At 50.3% G+C, this 19,020-nt stretch carries 16 protein-coding genes, 1 tRNA gene and 1 rRNA gene; 15 read left to right on the top strand and 3 right to left on the bottom strand.

Annotated features, from left to right (window positions below; translation table 11 throughout):
- From ABCW45_RS16835 to ABCW45_RS16815, 5 genes are all read left to right on the top strand, one after another.
- Positions 1-92: ribosomal RNA gene (locus ABCW45_RS16835) — 23S ribosomal RNA — on the top strand; the annotation flags it as partial.
- Positions 93-157: 65 nt separating this feature from the next.
- Positions 158-229, top strand: a tRNA-Gly gene (locus ABCW45_RS16830).
- Between the two features lie 72 nt (positions 230-301).
- Entirely contained in the window at positions 302-481 is a 180-nt protein-coding gene (locus ABCW45_RS16825) for a hypothetical protein (protein WP_133304063.1), read from the top strand.
- A gap of 190 nt (positions 482-671) precedes the next feature.
- On the top strand, positions 672-2,204 hold the full coding sequence (locus ABCW45_RS16820) for a sodium/proline symporter (RefSeq protein ID WP_343221226.1): 1,533 nt from the start codon (positions 672-674) through the stop codon (positions 2,202-2,204).
- 165 nt (positions 2,205-2,369) lie between these two features.
- Entirely contained in the window at positions 2,370-3,563 is a 1,194-nt protein-coding gene (locus tag ABCW45_RS16815) for a M20 family metallopeptidase (RefSeq protein WP_117471117.1), read from the top strand.
- Positions 3,564-3,836: 273 nt separating this feature from the next.
- Here ABCW45_RS16815 and ABCW45_RS16810 read toward each other — a convergent pair whose 3' ends face one another.
- On the bottom strand, positions 3,837-4,271 hold the full coding sequence (locus tag ABCW45_RS16810) for a hypothetical protein (protein ID WP_117472546.1): 435 nt from the start codon (positions 4,269-4,271) through the stop codon (positions 3,837-3,839).
- Between the two features lie 311 nt (positions 4,272-4,582).
- Here ABCW45_RS16810 and ABCW45_RS16805 point away from each other — a divergent pair, with 311 nt between their 5' ends.
- From ABCW45_RS16805 to ABCW45_RS16790, 4 genes are all read left to right on the top strand, one after another.
- Entirely contained in the window at positions 4,583-5,098 is a 516-nt protein-coding gene (locus ABCW45_RS16805; protein ID WP_117471114.1) for a hypothetical protein, read from the top strand.
- A gap of 98 nt (positions 5,099-5,196) precedes the next feature.
- A complete protein-coding gene (locus tag ABCW45_RS16800; RefSeq protein WP_015553905.1) occupies positions 5,197-5,874 on the top strand; it encodes a uracil-DNA glycosylase in 678 nt (225 codons plus the stop codon).
- Between the two features lie 169 nt (positions 5,875-6,043).
- A complete protein-coding gene (locus ABCW45_RS16795) occupies positions 6,044-6,883 on the top strand; it encodes an undecaprenyl-diphosphate phosphatase (protein ID WP_015553904.1) in 840 nt (279 codons plus the stop codon).
- A 259-nt stretch (positions 6,884-7,142) separates the two neighbouring features.
- Entirely contained in the window at positions 7,143-8,762 is a 1,620-nt protein-coding gene (locus ABCW45_RS16790) for a trypsin-like peptidase domain-containing protein (protein ID WP_120041511.1), read from the top strand.
- A 115-nt stretch (positions 8,763-8,877) separates the two neighbouring features.
- On the opposite strand, the gene gltS is transcribed toward ABCW45_RS16790, so the two are convergent.
- Positions 8,878-10,062 (bottom strand): sodium/glutamate symporter, encoded by a 1,185-nt coding sequence (gltS, locus tag ABCW45_RS16785; protein WP_015553902.1) that lies wholly within the window; start codon positions 10,060-10,062, stop codon positions 8,878-8,880.
- A 408-nt stretch (positions 10,063-10,470) separates the two neighbouring features.
- On the opposite strand from gltS, the gene clpX reads away from it, so the two are divergent.
- Positions 10,471-12,108, top strand: a complete 1,638-nt coding sequence (clpX, locus tag ABCW45_RS16780; RefSeq protein WP_425518629.1) for an ATP-dependent Clp protease ATP-binding subunit ClpX — start codon at positions 10,471-10,473, stop codon at positions 12,106-12,108.
- A 46-nt stretch (positions 12,109-12,154) separates the two neighbouring features.
- Here clpX and ABCW45_RS16775 read toward each other — a convergent pair whose 3' ends face one another.
- Positions 12,155-13,888, bottom strand: coding sequence for a S8 family peptidase (locus ABCW45_RS16775; protein ID WP_117567723.1), 1,734 nt, complete (start codon positions 13,886-13,888; stop codon positions 12,155-12,157).
- 261 nt (positions 13,889-14,149) lie between these two features.
- Here ABCW45_RS16775 and ABCW45_RS16770 point away from each other — a divergent pair, with 261 nt between their 5' ends.
- The 5 genes from ABCW45_RS16770 to rfbC all read left to right on the top strand — a co-directional run bounded on the left by ABCW45_RS16770 (position 14,150) and on the right by rfbC (position 18,900).
- Positions 14,150-14,656 (top strand): signal peptidase II, encoded by a 507-nt coding sequence (locus ABCW45_RS16770; RefSeq protein ID WP_117485457.1) that lies wholly within the window; start codon positions 14,150-14,152, stop codon positions 14,654-14,656.
- An 88-nt stretch (positions 14,657-14,744) separates the two neighbouring features.
- Positions 14,745-15,854, top strand: coding sequence for a UDP-galactopyranose mutase (gene glf / locus ABCW45_RS16765; protein WP_117485455.1), 1,110 nt, complete (start codon positions 14,745-14,747; stop codon positions 15,852-15,854).
- Positions 15,847-17,160: a lipopolysaccharide biosynthesis protein gene (locus ABCW45_RS16760; protein WP_015553897.1), complete on the top strand. Its 1,314-nt coding sequence runs from the start codon at positions 15,847-15,849 to the stop codon at positions 17,158-17,160. The genes glf and ABCW45_RS16760 overlap by 8 nt, the downstream gene beginning before the upstream one ends.
- Positions 17,150-18,076, top strand: a complete 927-nt coding sequence (locus ABCW45_RS16755) for a glycosyltransferase family 2 protein (protein ID WP_015553896.1) — start codon at positions 17,150-17,152, stop codon at positions 18,074-18,076. The genes ABCW45_RS16760 and ABCW45_RS16755 overlap by 11 nt, the downstream gene beginning before the upstream one ends.
- A 248-nt stretch (positions 18,077-18,324) precedes the next feature.
- The gene (gene rfbC, locus ABCW45_RS16750) at positions 18,325-18,900 is read left to right on the top strand and encodes a dTDP-4-dehydrorhamnose 3,5-epimerase (protein WP_015553895.1); all 576 of its coding nucleotides are present in this window, start codon (positions 18,325-18,327) and stop codon (positions 18,898-18,900) included.
- Positions 18,901-19,020 lie beyond the last annotated feature (120 nt).

The following is a 19,020-nucleotide window of genomic DNA, read 5'->3' as shown; positions in this document are numbered from 1 at the left end:
ACCCCTTGAAGACGACGAGGTAGATAGGGCAGAGGTGGAAGTGCAGTAATGTACGGAGCTGACTGTTACTAATCGGTCGAGGGCTTATCCAGGAAGGTCTGGTTGGTTGATGAAGCGGTAAAGATGGATTTCAATATGTGGTTTTGAAGGTATGTGTGCACGAGTGGCTCAGTGGTGGAGTATCGCCTTGCCAAGGCGAGGGTCGCGGGTTCGAATCCCGTCTCGTGCTCTCAAAGAGATAGAAAAAAGAGTCATCCGATGGATGGCTCTTTTTTCTATGTTCAAGCCCTGCCGGGCTCGAATGGTTCGAATGTCTCCGCTCCGCTGCGGTCGTCGTAGGCGAACGTCCCCCGGACGTTCTGCGACGTCTCGTTCTCTCAATAAGGTTTCCGATGGAACAAAGGGAATCATGTTCGCGAACCGCATGACACCGGACGGCTGGTTTGTCCGGGAGGACGGAAGCTGGGATGAGAAGCGGTAAGGACACCGAGATCAGGATCCCATAAAAACTGAACAAAGACAGGAAAAGGTCGGCACGGGAATGTGCCGACCTTTTTTCAGACGCAAATCCCCGGAAAACACTTGCAATCCGGCCATTTTCTGCTATACTAAGCTACATTAACGCTTTATTAAACTAATATGGCAGACTAAAATGAGAGGAAGTATGAAAAATGAATGGAGCAATCATCGGAGTTTTTCTTGTGATCATTGCCTATCTGGTGATGATGCTGGCAATTGGTTTCATCTATTCTAAAGGGAACAATGACTCCAGCGATTTCTACCTTGGCGGAAGAAAATTAGGACCGTTTGTGACTGCAATGAGTGCGGAGGCATCGGATATGAGCAGCTGGCTGCTGATGGGACTGCCGGGAGTGGCGTACCTCAGCGGTATCTGTGACGCATCCTGGACTGCGATCGGACTTGCCATCGGTACCTATTTAAACTGGCTGATCGTGGCGAAACGCATCAGGAGATACAGCGCAAAGACGAATTCGATCACACTGCCGGATTTCTTTGCAAACAGGTATCGCGATGATTCGAAACTGTTATTGGGAATTTCCGCAATTTTTATTATTATCTTTTTTGTCCCGTATACAGCGTCCGGATTCGCGGCATGTGGAAAGCTGTTCTCCACATTATTCGGAATTCCGTATACGGCGGCTATGCTGATCAGCGCTGTCGTTATTGTCGGTTACACAGCACTCGGTGGATTTATGGCAGCGAGCTTTACGGATCTGATCCAGAGTATTGTTATGACGATCGCGCTTGTCCTTGTGGTATGCTTCGGCGTATCCATGAGCGGCGGTGTCAGCACAGTCCTTGCAAATGCGAGAGAACTTCCGGGATTTTTATCCCTGACAGCGACGTATGACAGTGCGGCCGGAGCTGCATCTGATTATGGAACAATTTCAATTGTTTCTACACTGGCCTGGGGACTTGGATATTTCGGAATGCCCCATGTACTTCTTCGCTTTATGGCGACAGAACATGAGAACAATATTGCGATGTCCAGACGGATCGCGACGGTATGGGTCGTAATCTCTATGGCAGTTGCGATCTTTATCGGCGTTGTCGGTTACAGCCTCTCAAAGAATGGCGTGATGGCAGAGTTAAAGGGCTCCGCTTCGGAGACGATCATCATTCAGGTTGCGACACTCTTAAGCCAGCATGGATTCCTCGCAATCGTGGGTGCGGGAATCACACTTGCCGGAATTTTAGCCTGCACGATGTCCACCGCAGATTCCCAGCTTCTTGCGGCATCTTCCGCTGTTTCTGAGAACCTGTTAAAGGGAATGTTCGGCGTAAACCTTACTGAGAAGAGAACGATCCATGTTGCCCGGGCGACGGTTCTCTTTATCGCAGTGATCGCAGTATTTTTAGCGGGAAATCCGGACAGCTCCGTATTTGGAATCGTGTCCTTTGCGTGGGCTGGATTTGGCGCTGTATTCGGACCGGTGGTCCTTGCGGCATTATTCTGGAAACGTTCCAACAGGAACGGTGCTCTTGCCGGCATGATCGCAGGCGGAGTCATGGTATTTGTATGGAAATACTGCGTTCGTCCGTTGGGCGGTGCATGGAATGTGTATGAGCTTCTTCCGGCGTTTATCATTGCAATGCTCTGTCTGATTGTTGTCAGCCTTGCGACCGGTGAGCCGTCAAAGGAGATCCAGGAGGAGTTTGAGGAAGTAAGAGCAGGAAAATAATTGCAGGAACAGATCGGTGAAATCGGAAGAAAAGACTGGAAAATTTAGGCGAAAAGAACTATAATACGCATTAAGAGACCTGACAAGTAGGTTTTTGTCAGGTCTTTTTCCTTATAAGAATATTGCAGTGAATTTATGGGATAAAAGAAAAGGAGATTGTGGATAATGGACGAATTACAGAAGAAAATTGTGGATTATGTAGAGGCAAACGGCAAGACATATCAGCAGATCGCTTTGGAGATCCATGAGAAGCCGGAGGTCAGCAATTATGAGTTTTTCGCTTCCAAGCGTCTTGCAGATCAGATTAAGAGCGTGGGATTTGAAGTAGAGATGCCGGCGGCAGGTCACAGAACCGGTTTTGCGGCGAGCTATAAATCCGGGAAACCCGGTCCGGTCATGGTTTTCCTTGCGGAGTACGATGCCCTTGTGGGACTTGGACATGGCTGTGGACATAACCTGTTTGGTGCAACTTCTTCTCTGGCGGCTGCGGCGTTAAAGAGCGTGATCGATGAGGTCGGCGGAGAGGTCCGCCTCTACGGAACACCTGGAGAGGAAGGCGGAGAAAACGGAAGTGCGAAGGGAAGCTTTGTCCGCGAGGGATATTTCAAGGACGTTGACGCGGCTCTTTCCGCACATCCGGGTGTGGGACATCGCCTTACAGAAAAAACACTTGGATGTGTTCCGATCGATATTGAATTCTGGGGTAAGGCGTCTCATGCGGCTGCGGCACCGGAGCAGGGAATCAATGCTTTAGACGCGCTGATCCAGACCTATAACTCCATCAATGCTCTTCGCCAGCATCTGAGTGATGATGTGCGGATCCACGGGATCATCGTAAACGGTGGACAGGCACCGAACACGGTACCGGATTACGCGGCAGCAAAATTTTATCTGCGGGCTGCTGCAGCTTCCACATTAAAGGATGTTTACGCTAAGGTAGAGCGGATCGTGGAAGCCTCTGCGATGGCAATGGGTGCAAAGGGCAGCATGAAGCCGTACCAGAACTGGGTAGAGAACATGGTTCCGACACCATCCTTTGATGCGGTTTATGCGAAGAATCTGGAATTGTTTGGAGAGACTGCAGATCCGGCAGGAGAGCGCCTTATGGGATCGACAGATATCGGAAATGTATCCCAGGTCGTTCCGGCGATCCAGCCGACCATCAATATCAGCGACGAGCCGATCAAGGGCCACAGCAAGGAGATGGTTGCGGCGGCATGCTCACAGAAAGGACTCGATTCGATCCTTCTCGGTGCAAAGGTTCTTGCTTTCACAGCCCTCGATCTGATCCGCGAGCCGGAGACATTAAAAAAGATCAAGGAAGAACATGCCTATGAGGTAGAGCATCAGGCAGACTGACCGGGGGGCGGATAGCTGCCTCATCTTTCCGGTGAATGTCCCGGACAAGTTCTGCGTAGCCGGAGATCACGGAAAGTGGGGAGCGGAGCTCAGGGGAGACATTGGCGATGACTTCCTTTCGAAGAACATCGACGCGGGCGGAAAAATCATTTTCTGCGAGCCGGTCCACCGTGTGCTTGATTGCAAAGATCGGCTTTGTGAAATATTCGGAGTTTCCGGCGGTGGCGGGGCACCGGCCGGAAGATAGGAAAGCGGAAGAGATCTGCTGAACCGTTATAGAAATTTCTTCATATGATCTCTGAGATTTTCCTCCATCCCGGTGAGCTCATCGGCGATCTCCATGACAGCCTTTGACGCACCAGAATACTGATTTTTATAACCGCATATGGTCTTGATCCCCATATTACAGCCGTCAGTGACAATACTGGCGGCTTCTTTGTCGCCGCCCTTTGCCAGCATACGCATTTCTGTGGACATCCATGACCAGGCAGAGGCCATTTTTCCCGGTTCTTTTCCCTCTTCCTCCATGGCGCTTAAGGTCTTTTTGATCTTTGCGTCCAGCTCCTGATGTTTTTCATAGCTTTCCGTGATATCCTTCCAGAGCTCCTGATCCGACACCATATCCCGGATCTGTTCCAGGCTTTCCGCCGCCATTTTGCAGCCGGAGTCACATTCGCGGAGAAGATTGACTGAGTGCTCTTCCATCATTGATCCATCCTTTCCATAATAATTGCCATGCAGTTTCTTCAGACAGCTGATAAAAACAACAGCTATGGATCTGTCTGATATTCATCTGCAAAAAAAGTATGAGAGATACAGGGGAAAATTATGCATGGCACTTCTGGAATGTCGCTGACATGCCATAAGAATTCAAGGACGGCGGAACGTATTCTGCCGCAGACAGAAAAACTTAAGAAAATGAAAAGCAAAGGACAAGAGGGATCAGTTGAATCCAGACCTCATTTATGTTATGATGTTAACGTTCGAAAACGAATTATGCAGAATATTGGAGGAAAAGCTTGGAAAAGACAGAAGCAGAAAAGATCCTGAAGGAAAAACTGGAAAACGCGGAAAAGATCCTGGTGGGGATCGGCTCTGAGTGGAAGAAAAAAGAAGGCACGGAGGAGGAAGAGGTCCTTCATGCCGCCGAAAAGTTAAAAAATTTTCTGGATGGAAAGGATTATTATATCATAACTTCACTGTCCGGTGAGGATGCGGACCGGCTGGGCTTTTCTGCCGGTCATATGGCAGTTCCCCACAGCGTATCCTTTACGGAAGAAGCGTGGAAGCATTATACCTTATGGCTTTCCTGCACCCTGAACCGGAACACGGTGCTCCTGGAGCTTGGTGAGAACTATAAAGATCCGTCCTTGATCCGCTGGCCCTTTGAGAAGACAGCAATGTTAAACAATAAGGCGTATCTGTTCCGGGTTCACAAGATCTTTTCTCAGGTGCCGGAAGAGCTTTCTGGGAAATCATGTCCGGTGGCGGAGGTATCGTTTAAATTAGTGGATGATTTCTTAGAAAGAGTGTAACTGTTCAGGAGGTTTGAGCACTTGCTGTGTTGACGGTAAGAAAACATAAAATTATGAAGGTACTGAAGCGTTACGAATAAATACAACAAGGAGGAAATATGGCTGCGATCGCAAATGACTGGTTGGTCCCTATGAGCGGGGAATTCAAAAAGCCGTATTACAGGAAATTATACGAGACCGTAAAGAGCGAGTACGAGACAAAGGAAGTCTACCCGGCGCCGGATGACATCTTCAACGCCTTTGCGTTTACTCCGCTCTCAAAAGTAAAAGTAGTGATCCTTGGACAGGACCCGTACCACGAGCCGGGGCAGGCGCATGGACTGAGCTTTTCCGTAAAGCCGTCGGTGGAGATCCCGCCGTCCCTGGTCAATATCTATAAGGAACTTCATGAGGACTGCGGCTGCTATATCCCAAACAATGGATATTTAAAGAAGTGGGCAGATCAGGGTGTTATGCTCTTAAACACAGTCCTGACTGTCCGTGCCCATGCGGCAAACTCCCACAAGAATATTGGATGGGAGGAATTCACGGACGCCGCGATCCGCGTCTTAAATGAGCAGGACCGCCCGATGGTGTTCATCCTCTGGGGACGCCCGGCGCAGATGAAAAAGCCAATGCTGACGAATCCGAAGCATCTGATCCTCGAGTCACCGCACCCGAGCCCGCTGTCCGCCTACCGCGGATTTTTCGGCAGCAGACCGTTCAGCAAGACAAACAAGTATTTAAAAGAGAACGGGATCGAGCCGATCGACTGGCAGATCGAAAATATCAACTAGCAATCTGGCGTGCGTCAGCGGGTTCGGAAAAATGCGCCGCAAGCTTGCTTGCAGAAGCATTTTTTTGAACCTGTTGACATAGGGCGGATGCCCGAAGCTTCTTGTTTTCATGACAATGAAAACAAGAAGACCGCACGCTATATTCAAAATATAAAGCATAGGAGTGAATATGAGCAACTTTATCGAATTTCTAAAGATCGTCGTATTCGGTGTCGTCGAAGGTTTCACCGAATGGCTTCCGATCAGCAGCACCGGTCACCTGATCCTTGTGGAGAATATCGTCCACCTGAATGTATCAGAAGAATTCATGAACGTGTTCCGCGTCGTGATCCAGTTAGGCGCAATTCTCGCGGTACTGGTCCTGTATTTCAGACGGCTGAACCCATTTGATCCGGGGAAAAAACCGGCACAGAAGCGCGCCACATGGCATCTATGGTTTAAGATCATCATCGCCTGCCTTCCAGCTGCCGTGGTCGGAATCCTGCTTGACGAAGTGCTTGACAAGTATCTCTATAATCCATATGTGGTAGCGGCGATGCTCATCATCTACGGTGTTATTTTTATTGCCTTCGAGAACCGCAACCAGCACGCGGAATTCCGCATAAAGAAAGTATCCCAGATTAGTTACCAGACCGCATTTTACATCGGTCTCTTCCAGCTTCTCGCGCTGATCCCGGGTACATCGAGATCCGGCGCAACGATCCTCGGTGCGATGATGCTTGGCTGTTCCAGAACCGCCGCATCGGAGTTCACCTTCTTCCTTGGAATTCCGGTCATGTTCGGCGCCAGTCTCTTAAAGATCCTTCACTACGGCCTGGCATTCTCCGCAATGGAGCTCTTCTTCATGGCAGCTGCCATGGTGATCGCCTTCGTCGTTTCCATGTACTCGATCCAGTTCTTACTCGGATATGTCAAAAAACATGACTTCAAATTCTTCGGATACTACCGCATCGTCCTCGGTGTGATCGTCCTGATCTATTTCGGACTGACTGCGATCCTGACAAAATAAAGAAAAACAAGAGTTTCCCGGAATCCATCCGGATGGGTACAGAATAGCAGCCCACTGATGGATTCCGGGATTTTTTTGCGTATTACAAAAACACGGGAATTGTGACGCTATTTCACAGAACCGTGCATGTTTCATCACACTTTCATCACATTTCACTGGTACACTATGTCATGTAGTTAAGGAGAGGAAAGAAAAAGAGAGAGTCCTTAAGTACAAAAAGAAACATCGAAAATTTCAACACAGAAAGGAGATTCCTATTATGTATGATGAAAATAAATGGAACGAAGTAAATAATGAAAACGAAAAGAAAAATAATGAACAGCCGATAAACACGCAGAACACTCAGAACACCCAAAACGGAGCCCAGCAGCCTCAGGGTGAGCATACAGGAAGACAGGTCTACGGAAGACTTGGTTCCGGTACACAGAACGGCCAGCCGTATAACGGAAATCCGAACGGCCAGAACGGTTACTACAGCGGGCAGCAGCATCAGCAGTATTACGGAAACCAGAACCAGTACACGAACCCGTATCAGCAGTACGACTATTATCAGGGACATGGACAGAATCCGAACGGAAACGGAAACAGCCACCACGCTTCGAAGAAACACTCCTACGCCAAGACGACAGCTCTTGTCGCGGCGGCAGCGATCCTCTTCGGTGTCGTATCCGGCGGAACGATGTACGGAGTCAACCGTGCGGCCAACACCCTGTTGCCGTACCAGAGCTCCCAGGTAAACGAGACCATCGGGCAGACGACCCAGATCCCGGCAGCGAACACATCCACAACTTCCAGCAACGGTGTTGTTATTGAGGATGTCTCCGCGATTGTGGACGCAACCCTTCCGTCTGTCGTATCGATCACAAATACCCAGGTCTACCAGAGCAACACCTGGTTTGGACAATCCCAGACCTACGAAGTCCCGAGCAGCGGTTCCGGCATCATCGTCGGACAGAATGACTCCGAGCTTCTGATCGTTACAAACAACCACGTTGTCAGTGATTCCGAGGGACTTACCGTGACGTTCGCAGATGAGAGCACTGCGGACGCGGCCATTAAGGGCACAGACTCCGAGGCGGATCTCGCAGTAATCGCAGTTCCGCTCGACAAGATCTCCGCTGACACAAAGGACAAGATCAAAGCGGCGACACTCGGTGATTCCGATTCCTTAAAGATGGGGCAGGGCGTTATCGCCATCGGCAACGCGCTTGGACTTGGCCAGAGCGTGACAGTCGGACATGTAAGCGCGTTAAACAGAGAGATCAAAGTTGACGATGCGACTAAGACCGTCATCCAGACAGACGCAGCGATCAACCCAGGCAACAGCGGCGGAGCTCTCTTAAACTCCAAAGGTGAAGTTATCGGCATCAACGAAGCAAAGTACGCGGATACAAGTGTTGAAGGCGTCGGTTACGCGATCCCGATCTCTAAAGCAAAAGACATCATCGATGACCTCATGACAAGGACCACAAAGATCGCGGTTTCCGAGTCTGAGCAGGGCTATCTCGGAATCCAGTTACAGAACATTGATGAGTCCATGGCAAAGATGTACGGAATGCCGCAGGGTGTCTATGTCTACAAGATCATGGAAGACTCCGCAGCCGCAGGTTCCGATCTTCACGAGAAGGACATCATTACAAATCTGGATGGTGAGAAGATCTCCAACTACGCGGACCTTGCAAAGCTTCTGACTTACTATAAATCCGGTGATACCGTAACATTGACTGTCCAGTCTCTTGTAAACGGCAGCTATCAGGAGAGAGAAGTCCAGTTAACCTTAAAGCAGCGTCCGGCTGAGTCTGACAGTGCAAACAGTCAGAGCCAGGGCGGACAGCAGGATCAGAAACCGGCGCAGAGCCAGTCTAAGATCGGAAAATAATAAAGAGTCGATATAAAATAGAGAAACAAGACCGCCTCCCTGGAGTGATCACGGGAAAGGCGGTCTTGTTTTGTAAAGGTATAAAGGTTTTATCGAAAAGTTCCTGAAAACATGTTTACAGGAAATTCATGAACGTGGTCAGTACCATGGAGTTGAAGAAGTCAACGAATAAGCTTCCTACTAACGGTACGATGAAGAATGCTCTCGGAGCTGCACCGTAGCGCTCAACGAGTGCTCTCATGTTTGCCATAGCGTTCGGGGTAGCGCCCATACCGAAACCGCAGAATGCAGTTGTCATGGCAGCTGCCTCGTAGTCACGTCCCATAACGTTGAATACAACGAAGTTCGCGTACAGGAACATAACAATCGTCTGAACAAGCAGGATGACGATCATCGGAAGAGCAAGTGCTGCTAACTGCCAAAGCTTTAAGCTCATCATAGCCATGGACAGGAACAGATTTAAGGAAAGTCCGCCGAGGGCGTCAATCTCAACCATCGGAAGTTCTTTGTGCTGGACATCCCAGATATTGCGGATCGCTGCTGCTGCGAGCATAGCGCCGATATAAGTCGGGAATGTCAGGTGGCATACATCTTTGAAGAATGTGAAAATAAGAGTACCGAGACCGATGGCAACTGCTAAAAACATTGCGGATGTTGTGAATTTCTGACCATCAACGGCCGGCATAACCTCAGCTGTCTCGTTGCCTTCCTCAGCTGCTGTGGATTTTAAGTGGAGTTTTTCAACACGGGCACGTGCGATCGGGCCGCCCATCATACTTCCGGATACAAGTCCGTATGTAGCTGCCGCGAGAGCAACTGTGGTAGCGCCTACAACGGCGTAATCTGTTTCAAGAAGCGGTCCGAAGGAACCGGATGTTCCGTGTCCGCCTACTAACGGCATGGAACCCATACATAAGCCGAGCAGCGGATCCAGACCAAAGGCTGCTGCGAGACCGCTGCCAACTGCGTCCTGGATGACACAGATGGCGACTGCGAGTCCGAGGAACAGAAATACCTGAAGTCCGCCCTTTTTCAACAGACGGAAGCAGGCTGTGAATCCGACGCTGCAGAAGAAGACCGTCATGAAGACACTCTGTAATGTTGTGTCAAAGGAGAGTTCCAGAATTCCTGCTGCGTATAACGCCAGATGAGCAAAGGCGAATACGATACCGCCGGCAACCGGTGCCGGGATGCAGTACTTACTTAAGAATGAAAGTTTGTTGACCATGAGTCGTCCGAGACAATAGACGAGAGCGCCGAGGGCGCAGGCCTGGTACATGTCGAGCTGTAAAGTGATCATAAGATTTACCCCCTCTTATATAGTTGTTCACCAGGTAACGGTTCAGTGATTTCACAGTTGCGGTCAAGCCTGTGTTACTTACGGTCGGTGCAGGAATGTGCTGACCTGCCAAACAGTTACTTAGTTGCTACAATTCCATGTTAAATTCAAACTACAAAAAACATCAAAAAAATACAGAGGGCAGAGTTCAGATACTGTTAAGGTGAAAGACGATTCTGTCAGAAAATTTACACATGGTTTTTCGGTTGCGGGAAGACTCAATTTGCATTATAATAGGTTATAATTCTGTAAAAACAGGCAGAAAACGCGTGGACAGGCCGCGGCCTGTATCCATGAGAAACGATAGAAGGTTCAGGGAGAAAAAATTTGGAAGACAACAAAAATAACGGATATGAGAAGATCTGCTGCATGTGCAGACGGACGGAGAGTCAGGCAGGAAAAATGATCACGCTGCCGGGCGGATTGCAGGTGTGCCGGGACTGTATGCAGAGATCGTTTGATATGATGATGGGAAGCGGTATGGACTGGACAAAGATGTCCGGGATCACGCCGGAGCTGTTGAAAAATATGTATCTGAATCCGATGGGAAGCGGAGATGGAGCGCAGAAGCAGGAGAATACCGGAACTGCTGCGGGTAAGAAAGATGACGTGAGCGAAGCGGAAAAACAGAATTCTGTGGATAATCCGACTGAAGCAGACACGGATGAGGACGCAGAGCAGACCGTTGTGGATGCTGACGAGACCGAAGATGGCGATGATTTCGAGGAGGACGGTGACGGATCAGAGGGAATTCCATTGGGAAATATTTTCGGAATCCCGGTGGGGCAGATCGACCTCGGCGCCCTCATGGGCCAGGGCCATAAGCGCAGGAAAAAGAAGAAAAAAGTAAAAAAGGAGCTGTTTAAGCTCAGCGAGATCCCGGCCCCCCATGCGATCAAGGCGCAGCTCGACGAGTATGTGATCGGCCAGGAGCAGGCGAAGAAGGTGATCGCTGTCGCAGTCTACAACCACTATAAGCGTGTATTTTCCAAGACATCCCCGGATGCCGGGAAGTACGGAACCGATATTGACATCGAAAAGTCAAATATCCTGATGATCGGACCTACTGGAAGCGGTAAGACGTATCTCGTAAAGACTCTGGCGAAGCTCCTTGATGTGCCGCTTGCGATCGCGGACGCCACATCCTTAACAGAAGCAGGTTATATCGGTGACGATATCGAGAGTGTTCTCACAAAGCTCCTCGCAGCGGCGGGCGGTGATGTGCAGAAAGCGGAGATGGGCATCGTGTTCATCGACGAGATCGATAAGATCGCAAAGAAGAAATCCACGAACACCCGCGATGTCAGCGGCGAGTCCGTGCAGCAGGAACTCTTAAAGCTTCTAGAGGGCGCGGACGTGGAAGTCCCTGTGGGAACAGGCCAGAAGAATGCCATGACTCCGATGGAGATGATCAACACCGACAATATCCTCTTTATCTGCGGCGGCGCGTTCCCAGATCTTGAGAATATTATCAAGGAACGCCTGACGAACACCACGTCCATCGGTTTCGGCTCTGATCCGAAGGATAAATATGATAAGGATCCGGACATTCTCTCAAAGGTCACAAACCAGGATCTCAGAGAATTCGGCATGATCCCGGAGTTCTTGGGAAGACTTCCGGTGACCGTGACACTTCAGGGACTCACGAAGGAATTCCTCGTGCGGATCTTAAAGGAGCCGAAGAACGCGATCTTAAAGCAGTATAAGAAGCTTCTCGCCATGGATGAGGTAAATTTAAACTTTGACGATGATGCCCTGGAATGGATCGCAGAGCAGGCGCTCAAAAAAGACACCGGTGCGAGAGCGCTCCGGGCGATCATCGAGGAATTCATGCTCGATATCATGTTCGAGATCCCGAAGGACCCGGAGATCGGTTCTGTGACGATCACCCGCGCGTATCTGGAAAAACACGGTGGCCCGCGGATCGAGATGCGGGAGTATTCTACGGCGGACAAGAAGGCGGCTGCTCTGCCGGGGCCGACGGAAGCCTGTTACAAAGCTGAATAAATATGAATCCTGCTGATAGTGTCTGCACGGCATCGGATGTTATAAATTAAAGGTTTCTGAGATGTAAAAAAGCTTCATACAGATTCAGCGTTCCATATCCGAACTCACGGTTCGGGTATGTGAGCGCTGGATTTCTTTGTGCCCCACGGACGAAGATGGACTTTAGCACCGGCGTGTTGAGATACGGATAATTTGCATTGAGGACGCCCCAGTTCAACAGGATCGCCGCGGCACCGGCGAGGTGGGCGGCGGAGACGGAGGTGCCGGACATTCTTGTGAGACGTCTTCCTGAGACGGACGCGCCTAAGATGTTGACACCCGGGGCAGCGAGGTCCGGCTTTATCCGGCCGGACAGGCTGTAGCCGCGGCTGGCGTGGATGTAGATGCTGTTTTTGGTGTGGTCGTAGGCGGTGACAGTGATGGGATACCGGGCATTTCCGGGATCCGTGATGGTCGTATCGGGATCCGGGCGGAGAAAATAGGTCTCATCGGAGATAAAGCCCCGGACCGGCAGCCAGATATGAAAGGTCTCACGGATGTCCAGAGAGTTCCGTATCAGGATCCGCCAGATCCCGGACATGGGGTTTTCGAAGCGCATAAAGATAAACTGGCTCCCGGAGCTCACATCGGCGATCTGGGTGTAGACTGTGATCTGGGTCTGTTCCAGGAGAAAGGACACCGTGTTCTCGCCCCGGAGCGGAACGGAAATCTCCCGCGCAACTTCGCCGGTCGGTGAGATAAAGCCCACCGTGTAGGCCCCCATGTTCTCCGCCCAAAGTTCCATGGAAAAACCGGCTTCCCGTTCCCCCACCCGCAGCTCCGCGGTGACTTCATCCGTATCTGCGTCCATGACAGCCCGAAAGTGATGTCTTGCCCCGGTCTCGTTCCCGGCAGCGGTGATGACGGCGGAACCGTTTGAAAGGCTGACCTGGTTTAAATACTGCCCGAGGCGGCTCATTCCCATGTGGCTTCCCATATTGGTGCCGAGAGGAATGCAGACGACGAGGGGCATGGAGTATTTTCTGGCGAGAAAATAGAGATAGGAGACGCCCATCATGATATCGTTCTCCTGGTAGGCCTCTGCCCCGTCCTGGATCAGGTAGAAGTCACGGAGATACTGCTTGGCGGGTTTTAATTTCACCATGGCGATGGATGCCTGCGGTGCCGCCCCGGAAAATCCCGCCCGTTCATCCCGGTTCCCGGCGGCAATGGAAGCGAGAAATGTTCCATGTCCGTTTTCGTCCCGGGTGGGGACGATGGAGGCGGGATTGTCGGAGTTCAGGGCCAGGTTGATCTCCTCGGCAGTGTATTGCGTGCCGTAGAGAGCTGAGAAGGCAGAAAATGGTTTTGCAGTTTCATTCTCTATATTGTTAGAATTATCTGAATTATTTGTCTGGTCCCATATCCCAATAATTCTTGTACTTCCATCTACATTCCGAAACAGCGAATCTGTATAATTGATCCCCGTATCCACAAATCCCACAATAACTCCCGCGCCCTGATTGTTCAGCACCGGAAGCTCCCCCGCTGGCGTGATCCCGGCAGCATCCATACTTGTGACATCCAGAAGACTATATAGCTTCGGAACTGCCGAATATGTATAGGAAGTATAAGTAGAAGGTGTCACTGTGGAGAGCGGAACATAGACGACCGCCAGCGTAGAATTCACAAAATCAATGCAGTCTGTCCCCTGTGAACGAATAAACTCTTCAGGTGTAGTAAAATAAGGTGCGATAAAATCCGCAAAATCTTCCGACGCGACAGAATTTGTACATGACATGGCTGATACTCCGCAGAAAATGGTTCATACTATATATGTATATGAGGGACAAGGGCACATGTTCCAAAAAAAATTACAGGATCAGAAAACGGGAAGAGGAACGAGAGGCGTAAATGAAATGGGTAAGAAAACGTGTGAAAATGGTGCCGCAGTCTGACCGTGAAATAAGAAATATATGGACGGACCCTTTAAAATGTTGTAATATAAGGATATCTGTGAAAGTATGCAATCATGTAAGATAGAAAAGAAAGGGGAATCGCAATGTTTGGATTTTTGACATTCGGAACGACGCTTGCGCTTACAGATCTGGCTGTGAAAAAAGAGATCGAAGCCAGACCCGATGGAGAATTCCCGAAAACCGTGAAAGAATCAGGTGGCCTGATCCGCCTCCACAAAAACCACAATCCGGGCTTTTCCTTCGGATTCATGAAGGAATACCCAAAACTTGTGGAGATGGTCCCGGTCTGCATGCTGTCGGCGGTAGCCGGTGCATGGGCGTATGTGATCGGAAAGAAGGGACGTGTGCTGGAGAAGACGGCGCTGACCCTGGTGCTGGCCGGCGGAGCGAGCAACCTTTATGACCGGCTCAAACGCGGATATGTGGTGGACTATTTCAGCATCCAGTGGAAGAAACTGAAAAAAGTGGTCTTCAACCTGGGTGATATCTTTATTTTTGCCGGATCGGCCCTGTTTGCGGCAGTCCAGCTCGTGGAGGAGCTCCGCGAAATTCTTCCGAAAGAAAAAATCTTTGTTAAGGAAGAAGAGTAATTCAGGCAGCAGGACATAAAATCCAGCTCACCCATGCTGCAAAACACATCGGCGCAGAAAAGCCGGGACAATGAGGAGAACAGTCTATATGAAGAAACAATATGATTACCTGTTAGTGGGCAGCGGACTTTTCGCCGGAGTTTTCGCGTACTACGCAAAAAAAGCCGGAAAGACCTGCCTCGTTCTTGAGAAGAGAGAACATGCAGGCGGAAACATCTACTGCGAAAATATCGAGGGCATCAACGTACATCGTTACGGCGCCCATATCTTCCACACCAGCAACAGGGAAGTCTGGAACTTTGTGAACGGCCTCGTGGAATTCAACCGCTACACAAACAGCCCGGTTGCAAACTACAAGGGCGAGATGTATAACATGCCGTTCAACATGAACACCTTCAGCCGCATGTGGGGAATCTCCACTCCGGAGGAGGCAAAAAAGATCATCAATGAGCAGAGAAAGGTCATCAAGGGCGAGCCGAAGAACCTGGAAGAGCAGGCCATCAGCCTTGTGGGAACCCATATCTACCAGAAGCTTGTCAAGGGCTACACTGAGAAACAGTGGGGCAGAGACTGCAAGGAGCTCCCAGCCTTCATCATCAAACGTCTCCCGGTACGCTACACCTACGACAACAACTATTTCAATGACCTTTACCAGGGAATCCCGATCGGCGGCTACAATAAGATCACGGAAAAGCTCTTCGAGGGCTGTGAGATCCGCCTCGGAGCCGACTACCTGGCTGACAAGGAGAAATATGACGCCCTTGCGGACAAGGTCGTATATACAGGAACCATCGACAGCTATTTCGACTACTGCTTCGGAAAACTCCAGTACCGCAGTCTGCGGTTTGAGACGGAGGTCTTAGACTGCGACAACTATCAGGGCAATGCGGTCATCAACTACACCGACCGCGAGACTCCGTACACGAGGATCATTGAGCACAAACACTTCGAGTTCGGAACCCAGGAGAAGACAGTCATCACGAGAGAGTACCCGGCGGAGTGGACCGAGGGCATGGAGCCATACTATCCGGTAAACGATGAGAGAAACCAGGAATTATATAAGAAATACGCGGAACTCGCTGGAAAAGAGAAGAATGTGATCTTCGGCGGAAGACTCGCGGAATACCGCTATTACGATATGGATAAGGTTATCGAGTCCGCCCTGTCCTGCGTGAAGAAGGAATTTGGAAATGAATAACCGGCCGAAAACGCCTCACGGGTTCGCCAGACTCATCATTGGCGACGGATCCGCGGTGTCGGAGCAGAAGAACATTATCTGGAATATGATCGGAAGCTTCCTCTACGCCTTTGCGTCCATGGTGCTCTCTATCGCGGTGGTCCAGCTTGCGGGCGAGGACGCGGGCGGAGTGTTCACCTTCGCCTTTACCACCTTCGGACAGCACATGTTCATGGCGGCATACTTTGGGATCCGCCCGTTCCAGATCACGGATACCGGGGAGAAATATACCTTCGGCGATTATCTGGGACTGCGCCTCATCACCTGCGGTCTCGCGATCCTTGTGGGCTTTGGCTACGTCCTTGTCAGCGGATATACCTTTGAGAAGGCAGCTGTCGTTTTTCTGATGGTGGTCTACAAGGTCATCGATGCCCTGGCGGATACATACGAGGCAGAATTTCAGCGGAGCGGAAGACTGTACCTGACGGGAAAATCCAACGCGTTCCGGACGATCCTCTCCGTAACCTGTTTCCTCGGAAGTCTCGCGGTGACAGGAGAGCTTCTGACGGCCAGTATCTGGGCAGTCGGCGCGCAGTTTATGGGATTTTCCCTGTTTGATTTCCTTGTGATCCGGGAACTCCCGAATGTGACATGGAAGTCGGGGCGCGGAAAGAAATTCCAGCTCTTCCGGGATAATATTCTGTTATTTTTCTCGGTGGTTCTGGACTTCTATATCTTTTCCGCATCAAAATACGCCATCGAGGCCCATATGGCAGACCGTGATCTCGCAGTCTACGGCGCGATCTTCATGCCGACCAGCGTAATCAACCTGGTTGCCGGCTTCGTGATCCGACCGTACCTCACAAAGCTCGCGGTGGACTGGGAGACAGGCCACTTAAAAGCATTCCGGAAGATCATCATGAACCTTGCCCTGATCATTGCGGCCCTGACCGTTCTCGCGGTGGGCGGTGCGTGGTTATTGGGAATTCCGGTGATCAGCCTGCTGTACCCAAACTTAAGAGAAGGACTTTCCACCTGCCGCATGGCGTTGGTACTGATCATCATCGGCGGCGCCCTCAATGCATTCATGAACCTGTTTTACTATTCCCTTATTATCATGCAGAAACAGAGGTTCATCATCCTGGGCTACGCCTTCGTCAGCGTACTCGCGGTGCTTTCTTCCGGCTGGTTCGTCCGGATGGGAGGAATCCAGGGAGGCGCCTTCGTATACATGCTTTTGATGGCGGCACTGATGGTATTCTTTGGAATTTTCTCTGCAGGATTTATGAAACAGAAAGAGAGAGCTCAAAAACACGATGAAGGTTGATGTGATCATCCCGGTCTATGGTCCGGGAAACAGATTGTTGGAATTATTTGACCGGCTGGGACGCCAGACCGTACCGGTGGACCGGCTGATCATCATGAATACAGAAAAGTACCTGTGGGATAAGTGGACGGAGACCCTGGAACCGGGAAGACTCCCGGAAAATCTCTCCGTGTACCATGTGACGAAGGAAGAGTTTGACCATGGCGCTACAAGAGACGCAGGGATCGGGCACTCCGATGCGGATGTCTGTGTCTGCATGACCCATGATGCGCTTCCAGCGGATACAAATTTGATAAAAGCCCTGACGGACGCACTTTTCTCCGGGGACGATATCGCTGTGGCATATGCGAGACAGCTTCCGGCAACGGACTGCAATATCATCGAGTGCCACACGAGAGATTTTAACTATCCGGACAAAAGCCGGGTCAAGAGACTTTCAGACCTCGACACCCTGGGGATCAAGACCTACTTCTGTTCCAATGTCTGCGCGGCATATAAGCGGGAGATCTATAGGAAACTCGGTGGTTTTATCCGGAAGACGATCTTCAACGAGGACATGATCTTTGCGGCGAAGGCCATGAAGAATGGATACGCGGTTTACTACGCGGCGGACGCGAGAGTGATCCACTCCCATAACTATACGGCGTCCCAGCAGTTCCACAGAAACTTTGACCTGGCGATCTCCCAGGCGGACAATCCCGACGTATTCTCCGGGATCCGGTCCGAGGGCGAGGGCATCCGCATGGTGAAGGACACAGCCCGCTGGCTCGTAAAGACGGGGCACGCGTACCTCGTCCCGAAGCTCGTGGTGGACAGCGGATTCAAGTATCTGGGGTATCTTGCCGGGAAAAGGTATAAGAAGCTGCCAAGAAAATTGGCAGTAAAGCTGTCTATGAACCGCAATTACTGGAAATAGAGCTAAAAATTATGTAAACTGACCTGCTGCCTGCTTCTATATGCAAATGGCGGCGCAGTGGCACAACGCAGAAAAAAGTTGTCATTCCGCCTGTGGGGTGGTATGATGTAGTGCGGAAATGCCGAAAAATGGCGAAAATACAGCGGTGTGCAGGAAAAGCATATATTTCTGCTTCAGAAATGAGATGGGTATATGCCGAAAGAGAAATATTGCAGCCGTAAATTTATAAAAATGTGAGGTAAAAAACTATGGGAAAGATCAAAGTTTCTTCCTGTGAAACAGATGGAATGGTAATCGAAGGCCTTCATGTGATCGAGCCGACCGTATTCAACGACGAGCGCGGATACTTCATGGAGACATACAACCAGAACGACTTCAAAGAGGCTGGACTCAACATGGTATTCGTACAGGATAACCAGTCTATGTCCGTAAAGGGCGTACTCCGCGGCCTTCATTTCCAGAAGCAGTTCCCGCAGGGCAAGCTCGTCCGTGCGGTACGCGGAACAGTTTTCGATGTAGCCGTTGACTTAAGAACACACTCCAAGACATACGGAAAGTGGTTCGGTGTTGAGCTCTCCGCAGAGAACAAGAAACAGTTCTACATTCCGGAAGGTTTCGCACACGGCTTTGTCGTTCTCTCCGACGAGGCAGAGTTTGCCTACAAGTGCACCGATTTCTATCATCCGGGTGACGAGGGCGGACTTGCATGGAACGATGAGACGATCGGCGTAAAGTGGCCGATCACACCGGACATGCAGCTCATCATCTCCGAGAAAGACCAGAAATGGCCGGGATTCAAGGAAATTTTTAAATTCGACAGATAAATTAACCTATTGTGCTATTTCAAATAAAACGTTTAAAAACTTGTAAAAACCGCAAAGAATCCCTGTTTTTTTGATAAACAAATTTTTTAGAATATCAGTTCTTTGATTTTTCCAAGTTCG

Origin of the sequence: Pilosibacter fragilis (assembly GCF_032490495.1) — a bacterium.
GTDB lineage: Bacteria > Bacillota > Clostridia > Lachnospirales > Lachnospiraceae > Pilosibacter > Pilosibacter fragilis.
This window is presented reverse-complemented; position numbering and strand designations above follow the sequence as displayed.

What these genes read in the sequence shown, in the direction of transcription:
- ABCW45_RS16755 (WP_015553896.1), top strand. Translation starts at nt 17,150, where the DNA reads ATGAAGGTTGATGTGATCATCCCGGTCTATGGTCCGGGAAACAGATTG.
- ABCW45_RS16795 (WP_015553904.1), top strand. Translation starts at nt 6,044, where the DNA reads ATGAGCAACTTTATCGAATTTCTAAAGATCGTCGTATTCGGTGTCGTC.
- ABCW45_RS16815 (WP_117471117.1), top strand. Translation starts at nt 2,370, where the DNA reads ATGGACGAATTACAGAAGAAAATTGTGGATTATGTAGAGGCAAACGGC.
- ABCW45_RS16820 (WP_343221226.1), top strand. Translation starts at nt 672, where the DNA reads ATGAATGGAGCAATCATCGGAGTTTTTCTTGTGATCATTGCCTATCTG.
- rfbC (WP_015553895.1), top strand. Translation starts at nt 18,325, where the DNA reads ATGGGAAAGATCAAAGTTTCTTCCTGTGAAACAGATGGAATGGTAATC.
- clpX (WP_425518629.1), top strand. Translation starts at nt 10,471, where the DNA reads ATGTGCAGACGGACGGAGAGTCAGGCAGGAAAAATGATCACGCTGCCG.
- ABCW45_RS16760 (WP_015553897.1), top strand. Translation starts at nt 15,847, where the DNA reads ATGAATAACCGGCCGAAAACGCCTCACGGGTTCGCCAGACTCATCATT.
- ABCW45_RS16790 (WP_120041511.1), top strand. Translation starts at nt 7,143, where the DNA reads ATGTATGATGAAAATAAATGGAACGAAGTAAATAATGAAAACGAAAAG.
- ABCW45_RS16775 (WP_117567723.1), bottom strand. Translation starts at nt 13,888, where the DNA reads ATGTCATGTACAAATTCTGTCGCGTCGGAAGATTTTGCGGATTTTATC.
- gltS (WP_015553902.1), bottom strand. Translation starts at nt 10,062, where the DNA reads ATGATCACTTTACAGCTCGACATGTACCAGGCCTGCGCCCTCGGCGCT.
- ABCW45_RS16800 (WP_015553905.1), top strand. Translation starts at nt 5,197, where the DNA reads ATGGCTGCGATCGCAAATGACTGGTTGGTCCCTATGAGCGGGGAATTC.
- ABCW45_RS16770 (WP_117485457.1), top strand. Translation starts at nt 14,150, where the DNA reads ATGTTTGGATTTTTGACATTCGGAACGACGCTTGCGCTTACAGATCTG.
- ABCW45_RS16825 (WP_133304063.1), top strand. Translation starts at nt 302, where the DNA reads ATGGTTCGAATGTCTCCGCTCCGCTGCGGTCGTCGTAGGCGAACGTCC.
- glf (WP_117485455.1), top strand. Translation starts at nt 14,745, where the DNA reads ATGAAGAAACAATATGATTACCTGTTAGTGGGCAGCGGACTTTTCGCC.
- ABCW45_RS16810 (WP_117472546.1), bottom strand. Translation starts at nt 4,271, where the DNA reads ATGATGGAAGAGCACTCAGTCAATCTTCTCCGCGAATGTGACTCCGGC.